The following is a 15,031-nucleotide window of genomic DNA, read 5'->3' on the forward strand; positions in this document are numbered from 1 at the left end:
GGCGGCCGGACGGTGCGCGCGTCGCGCAGTGCCTGGTGACGTCCCGGACGTCCGGTGGCACCGCGGTGCACAAGCCCGACGCGCTGACGAAGGCATGACCGAGGACGCCGACCAGGTTCGCGCCAACTTCGCGTCACTCGGCAGTGAGCACCGCTGGCCGTTCGGAGCCTTGGCGCTCCCGTGCGGCCTCGAGCGTGTTGCGCATGAGCATCGCGATGGTCAACGGCCCGACCCCACCCGGTACGGGCGTGATCGCACCGGCGATGGCCGCGGCGGCCGCGAAGTCGACGTCGCCGCAGAGTCCGTCCGAGGTCCGGTTGATGCCGACGTCGAGCACCGTCGCACCCGGCTTGACCCAGCTGCCCTGCACCAGCCCCGGCCGACCGACCGCCACGATCAGGACGTCGGCCCGGCGACACAGCAGCGGCAGGTCCTTGGACCGCCGGTGCGCGATCGTGACAGTGGCGTCGGCGGCGAGCAGGAGCTGCCCCATCGGCTTGCCGAAGAGGTTCGAGCGGCCGACCACGAGGGCGTTCGTGCCGCAGAGCTCCACACCGACCTCCTCGAGCAGCCGCATCACGCCGGCCGGCGTGCACGGGCGCAGGCCGGCCCGGCCGAGCGCGAGGGCGCCGGCACTGGCCACGGTCAGGCCGTCGACGTCCTTGCCGGCCGCGATCCGACCGGTCAACGCAACCCCGTCCAGATGCGGCGGCACGGGGAGTTGGCAGAGGATGCCGCTGACGGCCGGATCGGCGTTGAGCCGGTCGATCAGCGCCTCGACCTCGCCGCTCGGCGCGTCGGCGCCCAGACGATGCGCGAAGGACCTGATGCCGACCTCCTCGCACGCGCGGTGCTTGGCGGCGACGTACACCGCGCTGGCCGGGTCGTCGCCCACGAGCACGGTGGCCAGCCCCGGGGGCCGCCCACCGGCGGCGGTGAACGTCGCGACCTCGCGCCCCACCTCCTGGCGCAAGCGCGCGGCGATCGCCTTGCCGTCGATGATCGTCGCCGGGCCCGCGCGGCGCTGCCAGTCCGGCACGCCGCGGAGGTTGCTCAGGCCCATCAGAAGACGACCGTCGTGTTGCCGTGCACGAGGACACGGTCTTCGCAATGCCACTGGACCGCCCGGGCGAAGACGACGCGCTCGATGTCCGCTCCGAGCCGCTCGAGCGTCGGCGCGTCGTTCTCGTGGCTGACGCGCACGACGTCCTGCTCGATGATCGGCCCGGCGTCCAGGTCCTCGGTGACGTAGTGCGCCGTGGCGCCGACCAGCTTGACGCCGCGGTCCTTCGCGCGCTGGTACGGCCCCGCGCCGGCGAACGCCGGCAGGAACGAGTGATGGATGTTGATCACCGGTGTGCCGACCCGCTCGAGGAACTCACCGCTGAGGACCTGCATGTACCGGGCGAGGACGACCACCTCGACGGGCCCGTATTCCTGGAGGACCTCGAGCTGCCGGGCCTCGGCCTCGGCCTTGCGGCCCTTCTCGACGGGCACGTGGACGAACGGCAGGCCGAACGCCTCGACGTCCTCGCGCAAGTCCTCGTGGTTGGAGATGACGACGGCGATGTTCGCGTGCAGCTCACCGCGGCGCCAGCGCCAGAGCACGTCGAGCAGGCAGTGGTCGTAGCGCGAGACGAGCACGGCCATGCGCTTGGGGTGGGCGGCGTCGGCGAGCGTCCAGGTCATGCCGAACCGATCGGCCACTTCGGTGTCGAACGCCCGCTTGAACGCGGCGAAGTCCTCAGCGCTCGCGTCCAGCTCGAACTGCACCCGCAGGAAGAAGACGCCGTCGTGGGGGTCCGTCGAGTACTGGGCCGAGTGCGTGATGTTCGCGCCGGCCTCGCGCAGGAAGCTGGCGACGGCGGCCACGATCCCGGGGCGGTCGGGGCAGGACACGAGCAGGCGTGGACGTCGGCCCGGCGAGGCCGGCTCGGGCGGCGCGGCGGGTGTGCTGAACGTGGCGGTTGCGCTGGTCATGGCCTCAGGGTGGGGTCAGTGGCTCACGGCGGCGGCGGCGAGCTCGGACACGAGCTCGTCGGTGTAGAAGCGCTCCAGCTCGAACGGAGCGATCAGGTCGGGGACGCGGTTGGTGGCGACCAGCTCGGCCATCGTCTGGCCGACGATCGGAGCGGCCTTGAAGCCGTAGGTCCCCCACCCCGCGCTGACGTGGAAGTTCTCCACCTCGGTCCGGCCGAGGATGGGGCTGTAGTCCGGCGACAGGTCGCACAGCCCTGCCCAGGCGCGCAGCAGCCGCGCGTGTTCGAGCTGCGGGAAGAGCTCGAGCGTGTGGCGGGTCAGGTCCTGGAGGAAGTTCAACGTGTTGCGCGTCCGGTAGGTCGTCCACGGCTCGATCTCCGAGCCCATGACGAACTCGCCCCGGTCGGACTGCGAGAGGTAGACGTGCATCTGCGACGAGACGACCACGACGTCGAGGAACGGCTTGACCGGCTCGGTCACGCACGCCTGGAGGATGTGGGTCGTGATCGGGAGCTGGACGCCGGCCATGTCGCAGAGCAGCGTCGACCAGCCGGCGGTGCAGTTCAGGACGACCCCGGCGCCCACCCGCCCGCGGTCGGTCTGCACCGCGGTGATCCGGTCGCCCGTCCGCTCCAGCCCCGTCACCTCGGTGTGCTGGTGGATCTCCGCCCCACCCTCGTCGGCGCCGCGTGCGAAGCCCCAGACCACCGCGTCGTGGCGGATGATCCCGCCCGGCGGGTGGTAGAGGGCGCCCAGGATCGGGTGCGTCGTGTCGGGCCCGACGTACATCGCGGGCGCGAGCGCCTTGACCTCGTCGGGCCCGACGAGCTGCGAGTCGATGCCGTAGAGGCGGTTGACCTCGGCGCGGTTGGCCATGACGAAGAGCGCGCGGTCGGTGTGCGCGAGCGTCAGGTGGCCGCACTGGCTGAAGAGCAGGTTGAAGTTCAAGTCCTGCCCGAGCTTCTCGTACAGCTTGACGCTGGCGTCGTAGAACCGGGCGCCCTCGGGCGTCTTGTAGTTGGAGCGGATGATGGTGGTGTTGCGGCCGGCCGCTCCCGACCCGATGTAGCCCTTCTCGAGGATCGCGACGTCGGTGATGCCGTGCTGGCGCAGGTAGTACGCGGTGGCCAGGCCGTGGGAGCCACCGCCGATGATCACCACGTCGTAGCGCGACTTGAGCTCCGGGCGGCTCCGCCACATCCGGCGCTTGCGGAAGAGGTCACGCACCGGTGATCGCCTCCTCCAACACGAGCGGTCCGCCGCCCAGCGTGTCGACGCCGACCGGGCGTCCGCCGAGGCCGTTCGCCGCGTCGGACACGACCGTCCAGAGGTGCTCGGCGAGCGCGGCCCCGACGAGCACCAGCAGGCGGTTCGGACCCTCGACCAGGACGAGCCCGGGGGTCCGGGCGACCGAGCCGGGCCGCAGGGCCGTCGGCGGCGCGGCCACCGGCCGCAGGTCGAGCGCGCAGAATCGCGCCATGAGCTGCTGCGTGAGCGGCCCTTCGATGCGCAGCCCGCAGTACTGGCTCGTGACGTCGACCGCGTGCGCTCCCTCGATCGCCGTCGGGTCCGGCTCCGGACCGAGCACGAGCGCCCGGGTCGGCGTGATCGGGCACCACCACGCGCCGTCGTGGGCGGTGGCGGTTCCGAGCGTGAGCCCGCCGGCGAGCGTGGCGAGCATCGCGGCCGGCGCCCGCAGCTCGACCTTGGCCAGCGCCGACGCGTCGGCGAACGCGACCGTCTCCGCGGCGGCACGCCGCTCCTCGACCGCCTCCGCGAAGGCCACCGGGACGCGCCAGCCGTCGCGTACCTCCAGGCGCGCGCCGCTGCGCTGCGCAACGGCCGCGATCGGGCTCTCGGCGGGCGGCGCGCCGTCGGCCACGGCGGCTCTCAGGAACTCGTAGGTCATGCGCGCAGCACCTCGCCGTCGGGGTCGTAGAAGGGCTTCGCGGTGACCACGCCCGCGTAGGTCCGGCCCTCGTAGGAGATCGAGATCCGCGCGCCGTCCGCCGCGAGCTCGGCGGGCACCGTCGCCATGCCGATCGACGCCCCGAGGTGCGGCGACCAGCGCGCGCTGGTCACCTGGCCGGAGGGCGCTCCGTCACGCAGGACGACGGCGCCCTCGGCCATCACCTCGCCGCTGGGGACCGTGAAGCCCACCAGCTCGACGTCGACCGGCCGGTCGGCCTTCTGCTCGAGCGCCCAGCGCCCGATGAAGTCCTGCTCCTTGTCGAACTTGACGGCCCAGCCCATCGCCGTGTTGAACGGCGTGGACTCCGAGTCGGTGTCCTGGCCGACGATGACGTGCAGCTTCTGCAGGCGCAGGACGCGCTGGGGCTCGAGGCCGAAGGGCGTGACGGTGACGCCCTCGGCGTCCAGGAGCGCGTCCCACAGGTGCGCGGCCTGCGGCGCCGGGCAGTGGATCTCGTAGCCCAGCTCGCCGACGAAGCCGATACGCAGGATCAGCGCTGGGACACCGGCGACGGTCGCCCGCCTGGCGTCGAGGTAGCGGAGGCCGTCCTTCGAGCAGTCCGCGTCCGTCAGCTGCGTGAGGATCGTCCGGGCCTCGGGGCCGGCGAGGTTCATCGCCGCGACCCCCTGCGTGACGTCGGTGACGCGCACGTCGAGGTCCCACGCCGTCAGCCACCACGCCATCTGCTGCTCGACCGCGGCGACGCCCGCGCTGGTCGTCGTGACGTAGAACGCGTCGTCGTCGAGGCGGCCAACCGTGCCGTCGTCGGTGATGCGCCCGGCCTCGGAGACCATGACTCCGTAGCGGATGCGCCCCGGCGCGAGGTTGGACATGCGGTTGGTGTAGAGGCGGTCGAGCAGCTCGCCCGCGTCGGGCCCCTGGACCAGCAGCTTGCCCAGGGTCGAGACGTCGATGAGCCCGGCGGCGCGCTGGACGGCGAGCGTCTCCGCCGCCGGATCGCCGTAGTGGTAGGCGCGCCGCCAGTCGCCGGCCCATCGCACGTCGGCCCCCAACGCGTGGTGGCGGCCGTGCAGCGCGGAGCGCTTGGCGGGCTCGAACGGCCGACCGGCAAGCGCCCCCAGCGGAACTGTCAGCCACGGAGGCCGCGCCGTGGTGAGGCCGACCGTGCCCAGGTCGAGGCCCGTGACGTCCGCGACCGCGCGCGCGGCCGGCACCTGCGAGAAACGGCCCTGCGACGGCCCCATGGTGACGGTCGTGTAGCGCTTGGACAGCTCCAGCGAGTCGTAGCCCTCGGCCACGGCCTGGGCCACGTCCTTGAACGTGACGTCCTCGTCGAGGTCGACGAAGCACTTGCCGCCGCGCCGCCCGTCGGTGGCGCACGCGGGCGGGACCGCGACGACGACGGGCCGGCCGGCCGCGTCCAGCCGGGCGCGCGCGTGGTCGGCCACCGCGGCCGTCGCGGCGCCGCAAGCGGCCGCGGCGGCGAGCCCTGCGGTCTGTCCGGAGAGCTCGGCGATCGCCTCGTCGGCGTGGCCGGCCAGGGCACCAGCGGCCCAGAGGCCCGGCGGCACCTCGGCGACGCGGAAGCCGGCGCGCACGTCGTCGTACTCGGCACGACCGCCCGCCTGGAGCAGCAGCGACAGCGCCGGCTGAGCACCGCCGGAGACCGCCAGCAGGTCACACGGGACCTTCTCGTGCGTGCCGCTCAGCGCGTGACCCCGCGCGTCGACCCTGGCGATCGTCGCGGCCCGGACGCGATCGCGACCGTGACCGCGCACGACGGTCGCCGACGACACGACCGCGATCCCGGCCGCCCGCAGCGCCGCGAGCCGGTCGCCGGCCTGCGGCGCGGCGCGCAGGTCGGCCACCGCGCGGACGTCCACGCCGAGCGCGTGCAGGGCGAGGGCGTCGTCGAGCCCACGGTCGTCCACGCTGGCGACGACGGCGCGCTCGCCGGGCTTGACGGCGTAGAGCGCCGCGAGGCGGCGCGCGCCGCCCGACAGCATGACGCCCGGAAGGTCGTTGTCGTCGAACACCAGGGGCTGCTGGATCTCGCCGGTGGCGATGACGTGCTGCGCGGCCCGGATCTGGTGCAGCGTGTCGCCCTGCCAGACCGCCACCAAGCCGTCGAAGAAGCCGAGCGCGGGCGCGCGAGTCAGCACCTCTACCCCAGCGCTCCGCGCCCGCTCGGTCAGCTCGGTCGCGCGATCGCCGCGACCCTCGGCCAGCAGCAGCCCTCCCGGGGTGATGTCCTCGTCGCACAGGACGACGTCAAGGCCGGACTCGGCGGCGTGGACGGCGGCGCTCAACCCCGCGACGCCGCCGCCCACGACCAGCACGTCACAGTGCCGGCGCCGGTACTCGGTCTGCCACTCGCGCTCGTCCTGATGCGCGGGCAGGCGCCCGAGGCCGGCCGCCTTGCGCAGGACCTTCTCGTACAACGGCCAGAGCCGCCGGGGCCGGATGAACGTCTTGTAGTAGAAGCCGACGGGCGTGAACGGGCCGCCGACCTTGTCGGTGATCCGCATGACGTCGAAGCCCAGCGAGGGCCAGGCGTTCTGGTGGCGGACCCGCATCCCGTCGGCGACCGGCTCCGCGCAGGCGCGGACGCCCGGGCGGCCGTCCGCGTCGACCAGCGAGTTCGCGCACTGGCCGCAACCGCACAGCTCGCCGCGCGGACGGTGGTACTTGAACGAGCGCGAGAACGTCCGTCGCCCCTCCGCGTACAGGGCGCTGACGATGGTGTCGCCGGCGTAGGCCTTCACCGGTCGGCCGTCGAAGGTGAAGGTCACGGGCCGAGAGCGGTCGATCCGCTCGCCGGGCTGCTGCGCCAACCGGCTCATGCGAGGCTCGCCGCGTCGATCGGGGCGTCGGCGGGGAGCGCGGTCCAGGCCACGTCGTTGGTGCGCGTGTCGCGCTCGGCCAGGAACCACGCGCGGCAGCCGGCGCGGTGATGCCACCACTCGACCTGCGGCCCGGCCGGGTTGCGGCGGAAGTAGAGGTACGCGTTGAGCTCGCGCGGAGCGGGCTTGGACGCGGGCCGTGGGTGGACCTCGCCCCCGAAGCCGAAGTCGGTGACCTCGCGCGGGCCGCAGTTGGGACAGGCAAGCTGGAACGACATGGCGCTGCTACGTCCTCCGGAGGTAGGTGTCGAGCTCCCACGAGGTGATGACCTCCATGTAGCCGCTCCACTCGAGGCGCTTGACGGCGACGAGCTCCGCCACCGCCTCTCGGCCGAGCGCGTCGCGCAGCACGGTGTCGCCCTCGAGCTCGTCGAGCGCCTCGGCGAGCGTGCGCGGCAGCACGGCGGCGCCGAGGCTGCTGGCCGCACCCTTCACGGGGGCGCCCGGATCGAGGCCGCGCTCGACCCCGTCCAGGCCCGCGGCGATCGTGCCGGCCAGCGCGAGGTAGGGGTTGCACGAGCCGTCGATCGCGCGGTTCTCGAACCGTCCCGGGCCTGGGATGCGCAGCATCGTGGTGCGGTTGTTGGCGCCGTAGACGATGGCGTTGGGCGACCAGGTGGCGCCCGAGCTGCCGCCAGAGCTGTGGATGCGCCGGTACGAGTTGACCGTCGGCATCGTCAGCGCGCTCAGCGCGCGGCCGTGCTCGAGGATGCCGCCGATGAACGCGTACGCGGTCCTGGAAAGCCCGAGCCCGCGCGGATCTCCTTCGTCCTCGAAGCGGTTCTCGCCGTCCTCGTCGACGACGGACATGTGGAGGTGGGCCCCGGAGCCGGTCCGGCCGGACAGCGGCTTGGGCATGAAGCTGGCGATCGCGCCGTGGCGGCCGGCGATGTCGGCGATCAGTGTGCGCAGCAATGTAAAGCGATCTGCTGTCGTCAGCGCTTCCGCGTAGCCGAAGTTGACCTCGTACTGACCGTTGGCGTCCTCGTGGTCGAGCGCGCTGACGCCCCACCCCAGCGCCTCCATCGCCGCGACGACCTCCTTGAGCACCGGCGCTGTGCGCAGCAGCGCCTTGAGGTCGTAGCAGGGCTTGTCGAGGACGTCGAGCCCGTCGTATGGGAGGTAGCCGCCCTGACCGTCTTCGCGCAGCAGGAAGAACTCCGGCTCGATCCCGACCAACGGCAGGAGCCCACGCTCGGCCGCCTGGCGCTGTACGCGCGCGAGGATCGAGCGTGCGTCGCACGTCGCAACCTGATCGCCGTCCATGACCGTCGAGAAGGCCACCGCGATGTCGGGCTGGTGGGGTAGGACGGTGATGGTCGCCGGATCCGGGATCGCGACGAGCTCGGGATGCTCCGGCCCGCGCGCGAAGCCATGGTTGGCGAACGCCGCGAACGCCGCGCCGCCCTGCTGCTCGCAGGTGGGCGTCCACGCGCCGCGCGGGACGAGCTTGGCCTTGCTGGCGCCGTGGACGTCGACCCACTGGACGGCGACGAACTCCACGCCCGCCGGGAGCGTCTCGCTGGTCGACGGCAGCTGCGTCGGGGTCTCTGCGCTCACGACGTCCTCCTTGCTGGATCGACGCTGGCGCCGGGGACCCACGACGTCCCCACCAGCGGCACCCGCGCCATCGCCGAGGACTCGACGGTCAGCGCGACGAGGTCCTCCGGCTCCAGGTTGTGGACATGGGACTTGCCGCAGGCGCGAGCGATGGTCTGCGCCTCCAACGTGACGACGCGCAGGTAGTTGGCGACCCGCTGCGCCGCGGCCTCCGGGTCGAGTCGTGCGGCGAGCTCGGGGTCCTGCGTCGAGATCCCGGCGGGATCGCGACCCTCGTGCCAGGCGTCGTAGGCCCCGGGTGCCGTGCCCATCGCCGCGTAGTCCTCCGCGAGCTCCGGGCTGTTGTCGCCCAGCGCGATGAGCGCGGCGACGCCGACCGACACCGCGTCGGCGCCCAGCGCGATGGCCTTGGCGACATCGGCGCCGGTGCGGATGCCGCCGGAGACGACGAGCTGCACGCCCGAGCGGTGCATGCCCAGCTCCTGCAGCGCCTCGACGGCCGGCGGGATCGCGGCGAGCGTCGGGATGCCGACGTGCTCGATGAAGACTTCCTGCGTGGCGGCCGTGCCGCCCTGCATGCCGTCGAGGACGACGACGTCCGCGCCGGCCTTCACCGCCAGCGCGGTGTCGTAGTACGGCCGCGAGGCGCCGACCTTCACGTAGATCGGGATCTGCCAGTCGGTGATCTCGCGCAGCTCCTGGATCTTGATCTCCAGGTCGTCCGGTCCGGTCCAGTCGGGGTGCCGGCAGGCGCTGCGCTGGTCGATGCCCGCGGGCAGGTCCCGCATCGCGGCGACGCGCTCGGAGATCTTCTGGCCGAGGAGCATGCCGCCGCCGCCCGGCTTCGCACCCTGGCCGACGACGATCTCGATCGCGTCGGCGCGCCGGAGGTCGTCGGGGTTCATGCCGTACCGCGACGGCAGGTACTGGTAGACGAGCTTGTCGGACGCCAGCCGCTCTTCGGGCGTCATGCCGCCGTCGCCGGTGGTCGTGCTCGTGCCGACCTTCGACGCCCCTTCGCCGAGCGCCTGCTTGGCGTTGGCCGAGAGAGCGCCGAAGCTCATCCCGGCGATCGTCACGGGGATGTCGAGCCGCAGCGGGCGCGCCGCGTGGCGCGTGCCGAGCGCGACGTCGGTCCCGCACGCCTCGCGATAGCCCTCGAGCGGGTAGCGCGAGATGCTGGCGCCGAGGAACAGCAGGTCGTCGAAGTGCGGGACGCGCCGCTTGGCGCCGAAGCCGCGGATCGCGTACATCCCCTCGCGCGCGGCGCGCTGGATCTCGGCGATCGCCGGAGTGTCGAACGTGGCGGACGGCCGCATCGTCATCGGTCCTCCGCCCCGTCGGGGTGCTGCCAGTGGTAGAGCTGTCGCGCCGAGCCGTAGCGCCGGAAGTCGCTCGCACTGACGTCGGTGACGCCGGCGTCGGCCAGCAACGCCGCCAGCTCGTCGAGGTGCTCGTCGCGCATCGGCTTCTCGACGCAGTCCGCGCCGAGCTCGCCGACCGTGCCGCGGACGTACACACGGGTCTCGTAGATCGAGTCGCCGAGGCCCGGGCCGGCGTCGCCGAGGACGACGAGCCGTCCCGTCTGCGCCATGAACGCGCTTGCGTGGCCGACGGAGCCGCGGACCACGACGTGCGCGCCCTTCAGCGAGATCGCGCAGCGTGCCGCCGCATCGCCATGGATCACCAAGAGCCCTCCGCGCGCCGTCGCACCCGCCGCCTGCCCGGCGCTCCCGAGCACGTCGACCCGTCCGGACATCATGTTCTCGGCGAGGCCGACGCCGGCGTTGCCGTGCACGCGGACCGTCGCCCGCTGGTTCATCCCGGCGCAGTAGTAGCCCGCGTGACCGAGCACGTCGACGGCCACCTCGGCGCGCAGCCCGGCGGCGATCGCGTGCAGGCCGTTCGGGTTGGCCAGGGAGAAGCCCTCCCCCGCGGCGGCCTGCTGCAGCGTCCGGTTGACCCCGCGCAGGCCGAGGTCGTCGAGGTTGAGCGTCCCGGCGGTCGTCTCGATCGTGCTCACGCCGCCACCTCCGCACGGGACCAGGAGTACACCTTCGCCGGCTCGGGCTCCCACATCACCGCGTCCGCCGCACCGGGCAGCGTGGCGATGGCCCGGTACTCGGTCGCCATGGCCACCCAGTCGTCGGTCTCCGCCATCACCGCGGGCTTGCACGCGATCGGGTCGCGCAGGACGGCGAAGCCGTCGCGCGTGCCGACGGCGAAGGTGAAGAACCCGTCGAGGTCCTCGAGCGCCGCTTCGAGCGCCGCGTTCAGCGGGTCGCCCTCCCGGAGCCGCCACATCAGGTAGCCGGCCGCCACCTCCGAGTCGTTCTCGGTGGCGAACGTCACGCCCTGGCGGCGCAGCTCGCGGCGCAGGCGGTTGTGGTTCGACAGCGACCCGTTGTGCACCAGGCACAGATCCTCACCAGTGGAGAACGGATGCGAACCGGCGGTCGTCACGCGGCTCTCGGTCGCCATGCGGGTGTGGCCGAGCCCGTGGGTCGCGTCGAGCGCGCGGATGCCGCAGCGGTCCAGGAGGCTCGTCGGCAGCCCCGCGCGCTTGTGGAGCTCGATGGCCTGGCCGGAGGCGATGACGGCGACGTCGGCGACGTGCTCGGCGAGCCAGGCGCGCGCCGCATCGGCGTCGGCCTCGACGCGCAGGACGGCGTGATCGCCGTGCTCGGCCACGACCGAGGAGGCGCCGACTGGGTCGCCCATCGCCTCGGCGAGGCCCACCCAGTCGACGCCATCACCCGAGGACAGCAGCGAGAGCTTGGTCCCGGTCGCGACGGGGTCGCGGTAGAGCGCGACTCCGGCGCTGTCGGGGCCGCGCTCCACGAGCTGGTGGAGCATCCCCGCGAGCAGGCCGCCCAGCTCGCGTTCGATCGACGAGGACTTGGCGAAGAGAGCGGAGATGCCACACACAGGGCGCATGGTGCCGTGCCTCCGCCACACCGAACATGGCCCAAAATCCACTCTTGTTCCGTTACTATGTAGCAGCACTCCATACTTTCTAGGATCGACGTGATGACCGAGCCCGATTCCGCCCAGCCGATGCGCGCCGAGTCGCTCTACGCCGTCATCGGCGCGATCGCCCACGGGCCCGACCTCGACGGAGTCCTGCGGGCGATCGTCGACCTGCTGGTCGACGCCACCGCCTGCCACGCGTGCTTCGTCTACCTGCGCGAGGGCGACCTGCTGCGCGTCCGCGCCGCCTCCCCGGTCTTCGAGCACGTCGTCGGGAAGGTCACCGTCGGCATGGACGAGGGCCTCGCCGGCTGGGTCGCGCGCAACCGCACGCCGGCCTTCATCCGCGAGGCGGCGCTCGACGACCCGCGCATGAAGTACGTCCCCGAGCTGGACGAGGAGCACTTCCAGTCGATGGTCGCCGTCCCGCTGGTCGACCGCCGCGGCGACGTCATCGGCGTCGTGGTGCTGCACACCGAGGCGCCGCGCGAGTTCGGCCAGGACGTGCTCGACCTGCTCGTCCACGTGGCGTCGCTGGTCGTCGGCGCCATCGACAACGCGCGGCTGTACGAGCAGACGCAGCGCCAGGTCGCCGCGCTCTCGGCGCTGAGCGACGTCAGCCAGAAGCTCGCCTCGCTGACCAGCCGCGAGGACCTCTACCCGGCCGGGTGCGAAGGGATCGGCCGCCTGCTCGGCGCCGACCGCTGCCGGCTGGAGCTGCTCGACGCGCACGGCGCGGCCGTCGAGGTCGCGACCTTCCCCGCCGAGGACCGAGAGGACGGCGGTGCGCTCGTGCACGCGCCGTCCGGAGGCCGGCTGACGACCCAGCTGCTCATGGGCGGACGGGCCTTCGGCCTCGTCCACGTCGCCCGCAAGACCATGTTCGACGCGGACGACGCCCAGCTGCTCGAGACCGTCACCAATCAGCTTGCGCTCGCGCTCCGGACCGCCGAGCTCATCGAGCACCTGGCCGCCGAGAACCTCGTGCGCCAGGTCTTCGACGCCCTCGAGCGCGCCAGCCCGAACGCGGCCGCCGCCCGAGCCCGCGCGGCCGGATGGAACCCCCACCGCACGCACGTCGCCGTCGTCGCCACGGCCCCGCCGGACCGAGCCGCGACGTGGGAGGAGGACCTCGGGCCGGAGGTCGAGCGCCGCCTCAAGCTCGCGGCGGGCGCCGCGCTCACCGATGTCACCGCGGATCGGCTCAGATCGCTGGTCCCGCTCGTCGGCTCGCTGGACCAGCTCCACGACCGCCTGGTCGCGCTCGGCGCGGAGGTCGGCGTGGCGTTCGGCATCAGCCGGACGCGCGGCACGCTCGGCGAGGATCGCGCGATCCTCGTGGAGGCGACCGACGCGGCCTGCGTCTCCGCCGCGCTCGACCGTCGCGGCGGCGCGCGCCGCTACGACGACCTCGGGGCCTACCGCTTCCTCGTCAGGCTCATCGGGTCGACGCCGCCCGACGGCGGCTACGCCCGGGCTCTGGACGCCCTGGTCGCCTACGACGAGCGGCGGCGCTCCGCGCTCTTCGCGACGCTCGAGGCCTACCTCGAGGCGCGCGGTGCGGTGCGGGCGACGGCCGAGGCGCTGCTCATCCACCCCAACACGCTCCGGCAGCGGCTCGATCGGATCCGCGAGCTCACGGGCTTGGAGCTGGAGCAGGAGGACCTCCTCTCGCTCGAGCTGAGCGTCAAGCTGCACCGCCTCGGGAGCACATAGCGCAGGGCTCATAGGCACGTTCCCGCGAGAGCGTCCTCAGACCTTCCAGGTGTGCGGCCAGCGGGCCGGGAAGCTCGGCTCCCCGTCGAACCAGCCCTGACGTTCCAGTCGCTCCCACATCCGCTCGACGACCGCGCCGGCGCGTTCGAGGACGCGCTCCTCGTCGTCGATCAGGAGCCGGCCGTGGAACACCTGGAACGTCCCGTCGGTGATCACGTGCCGCACCGACAGACCGTTGGCGTACAACAAGTGGTTGAGCGGTTCCCGCGGCGTCGTCCCGACCCCGACGAGCAGCCCGGTGACGTCGACGCTGCACAGGTCCGCCTTGGCCCCGACCTGGATGCGCCCGATGTCGTCACGGCCCAGGCCGTTGGCCGTGTTGATCGTCGCGGCGTTCATCGCGTCGATCGGGTTGGGCATGCGCATCGGGACGCTGGAGCGCTCGTTGAGCAGGTAGTAGCGCGCCCGGCCGTCGAGGACCGCGAGCTTCAGGTTCTCGACGAGGTCGTTGGAGTGCGTGTCGTGGCCGAGCGCCACGTTCGCGCCGCACGCGAGCATCTCGGGGAGCGGCTGCGTCGCGTTGCTGGCTCCCGCGCCGAGCGACGAGGGGCAGTGCGCGTAGGTGAACGTGTCCCTGAGCAGGATGTCCCGGTCGGCCTCCACGTCGGCGTACCAGAGGTGCGCCGCGAGCACGCGCTCGGAGAACAGGCCCAAGCTGTCGAGCCAGCGCAGCGGCGTCATGCCCCAGAGCCGCTGGACCGACGCGACCTCGCTCTCGGACTGCGCGACGTGGATGTGGATGCCGTTGCCGAGGCTCCGTGCCGCGTCCATCGTCGCCGCGAGCGTCTCCGGCGTGTGCGTGTCGGGCGCGTGCGGCATCATCATCGGCCGGATCCGGCCGTCCTCCGCCCCGTTGAGCCCGCTCGCCACCGCGACGTACTGCTCGATCTCGGCGACGGTCGCGGCCGTGGAGTCGAGGAGCTCCCGGTCGTCGGTCCGGTGCCAGATCGGGCCGAGGCGTGGCCAGCCGGGGATCATCGCGCCGGCGTAGCTGCGGACGCCGTAGCGCCGGGCGACCCGCACGTGGGCCTCGAACTGCCGGAGGCTGAGGCTCATCTCGACGTGCGTCGTGCAGCCCGAGCGGACCAGCTCGGCGACGTTGAGCGCGGTCAGCGCCTCCAGCTCCTCGTCCTCGAGCTGCTCGATCGAGTCCAGCGCCGCGAACGCCGAGCGGCCCGTCTCGACCGTGCCGCGCGTGGCGGTGCCCGCGGCGGTGTGCACGTGCGCGGTCATGAGCCCCGGCAGGAGGATCTGCCCCTTCAGGGCCACGCGGGGCACGTTGCCGACCAGGCGCCGGTCCGAGACCTCCACGATCCGGTCGTCACGCACCCGCACCGACCCGTGCCGCAGCAGCCGCGGCGTGTCGTCGTCGTGGCTGAGCACCCAGTCCGCGTCGAGGATGAACTCCCTCGCGGGTGGCGGTCCGTCCTCTGCGCTCATCGTCGCCTCCGTTCCGATCTCACACCGCGCGCCGGCCGAACCGGGCCCCGAGGTTCTCGAAGCCGACCTGGAAGAGCTGCTGCTCGAAGTGCTGTTCCCAGTGCTCGACCTCGTCGAGTGCGCAGTCGAAGGTCGCCCACCACTCGACGAACGCCTGGTCCCCGACGGTCACCGGCGTCACCCGTAGGGTGGCCCGGTAGTGCTCGATCGCCAGCGGCGAGTCGGGCACGCTGTAGGTGCAGGAGCGCTCCACGTCCGAATGACTCAGCAGGTGCTCCTGGACCCGGACGCCGTCGGCGAGCACGCAGGTCCGGACCGCGCCGACCTGGTCCCCAGCCTTGCCGTCGTCGATCGCGCTGCTGACGACGAGCGGGGCGAACCACGACGCCAGGTCCCCGAAGTCGCGTACGCCGCCCCAGACCGCGTCGGCGGTCGCGTCGATGACGGCGCTGGCATAGGCCCGGGCCAC

13 protein-coding genes are annotated in these 15,031 nt (G+C 72.8%); 1 reads left to right on the forward strand and 12 read right to left on the reverse strand.

Annotated features, from left to right (window positions below; all coding sequences use genetic code 11):
• Nucleotides 1-133 precede the first annotated feature (133 nt).
• The 10 genes from folD to DSM104299_RS18205 are packed head-to-tail and all read right to left on the reverse strand — an operon-like array spanning nucleotide 134 to nucleotide 11,304.
• The gene (folD, locus tag DSM104299_RS18160) at nucleotides 134-1,063 is read right to left on the reverse strand and encodes a bifunctional methylenetetrahydrofolate dehydrogenase/methenyltetrahydrofolate cyclohydrolase FolD (RefSeq protein WP_272473053.1); all 930 of its coding nucleotides are present in this window, start codon (nucleotides 1,061-1,063) and stop codon (nucleotides 134-136) included.
• Nucleotides 1,063-1,980 (reverse strand): formyltetrahydrofolate deformylase, encoded by a 918-nt coding sequence (purU, locus tag DSM104299_RS18165; RefSeq protein ID WP_272473054.1) that lies wholly within the window; start codon nucleotides 1,978-1,980, stop codon nucleotides 1,063-1,065. The genes folD and purU overlap by 1 nt, the downstream gene beginning before the upstream one ends.
• A 15-nt stretch (nucleotides 1,981-1,995) precedes the next feature.
• Entirely contained in the window at nucleotides 1,996-3,180 is a 1,185-nt protein-coding gene (locus DSM104299_RS18170; protein WP_432419783.1) for an FAD-dependent oxidoreductase, read from the reverse strand.
• A 19-nt stretch (nucleotides 3,181-3,199) separates the two neighbouring features.
• Nucleotides 3,200-3,889 (reverse strand): aminomethyltransferase family protein, encoded by a 690-nt coding sequence (locus DSM104299_RS18175; protein ID WP_272473056.1) that lies wholly within the window; start codon nucleotides 3,887-3,889, stop codon nucleotides 3,200-3,202.
• Nucleotides 3,886-6,756: an FAD-dependent oxidoreductase gene (locus tag DSM104299_RS18180; protein WP_272473057.1), complete on the reverse strand. Its 2,871-nt coding sequence runs from the start codon at nucleotides 6,754-6,756 to the stop codon at nucleotides 3,886-3,888. The genes DSM104299_RS18175 and DSM104299_RS18180 overlap by 4 nt, the downstream gene beginning before the upstream one ends.
• A complete protein-coding gene (locus DSM104299_RS18185; protein ID WP_272473058.1) occupies nucleotides 6,753-7,034 on the reverse strand; it encodes a sarcosine oxidase subunit delta in 282 nt (93 codons plus the stop codon). The genes DSM104299_RS18180 and DSM104299_RS18185 overlap by 4 nt, the downstream gene beginning before the upstream one ends.
• Nucleotides 7,035-7,041: 7 nt before the next feature.
• Nucleotides 7,042-8,376 (reverse strand): type III glutamate--ammonia ligase, encoded by a 1,335-nt coding sequence (glnT, locus tag DSM104299_RS18190; RefSeq protein ID WP_272473059.1) that lies wholly within the window; start codon nucleotides 8,374-8,376, stop codon nucleotides 7,042-7,044.
• A complete protein-coding gene (locus DSM104299_RS18195) occupies nucleotides 8,373-9,701 on the reverse strand; it encodes an FMN-binding glutamate synthase family protein (protein ID WP_349294465.1) in 1,329 nt (442 codons plus the stop codon). The genes glnT and DSM104299_RS18195 overlap by 4 nt, the downstream gene beginning before the upstream one ends.
• Nucleotides 9,698-10,399, reverse strand: coding sequence for a GltB/FmdC/FwdC-like GXGXG domain-containing protein (locus tag DSM104299_RS18200; protein ID WP_272473061.1), 702 nt, complete (start codon nucleotides 10,397-10,399; stop codon nucleotides 9,698-9,700). Before DSM104299_RS18200 ends, DSM104299_RS18195 begins: the two co-directional genes overlap by 4 nt.
• The gene (locus DSM104299_RS18205) at nucleotides 10,396-11,304 is read right to left on the reverse strand and encodes a class II glutamine amidotransferase domain-containing protein (protein ID WP_349294585.1); all 909 of its coding nucleotides are present in this window, start codon (nucleotides 11,302-11,304) and stop codon (nucleotides 10,396-10,398) included. Before DSM104299_RS18205 ends, DSM104299_RS18200 begins: the two co-directional genes overlap by 4 nt.
• A gap of 102 nt (nucleotides 11,305-11,406) precedes the next feature.
• Here DSM104299_RS18205 and DSM104299_RS18210 point away from each other — a divergent pair, with 102 nt between their 5' ends.
• A complete protein-coding gene (locus tag DSM104299_RS18210) occupies nucleotides 11,407-13,062 on the forward strand; it encodes a helix-turn-helix domain-containing protein (RefSeq protein WP_272473063.1) in 1,656 nt (551 codons plus the stop codon).
• A gap of 36 nt (nucleotides 13,063-13,098) precedes the next feature.
• Here DSM104299_RS18210 and DSM104299_RS18215 read toward each other — a convergent pair whose 3' ends face one another.
• Both DSM104299_RS18215 and DSM104299_RS18220 read right to left on the reverse strand, forming a co-directional pair.
• On the reverse strand, nucleotides 13,099-14,562 hold the full coding sequence (locus DSM104299_RS18215; protein WP_272473064.1) for an amidohydrolase family protein: 1,464 nt from the start codon (nucleotides 14,560-14,562) through the stop codon (nucleotides 13,099-13,101).
• Between the two features lie 19 nt (nucleotides 14,563-14,581).
• Nucleotides 14,582-15,031: an SRPBCC family protein gene (locus tag DSM104299_RS18220; protein WP_272473065.1), complete on the reverse strand. Its 450-nt coding sequence runs from the start codon at nucleotides 15,029-15,031 to the stop codon at nucleotides 14,582-14,584.

Origin of the sequence: Baekduia alba (assembly GCF_028416635.1) — a bacterium.
Classification (GTDB): Bacteria; Actinomycetota; Thermoleophilia; order Solirubrobacterales; family Solirubrobacteraceae; genus Baekduia; species Baekduia alba.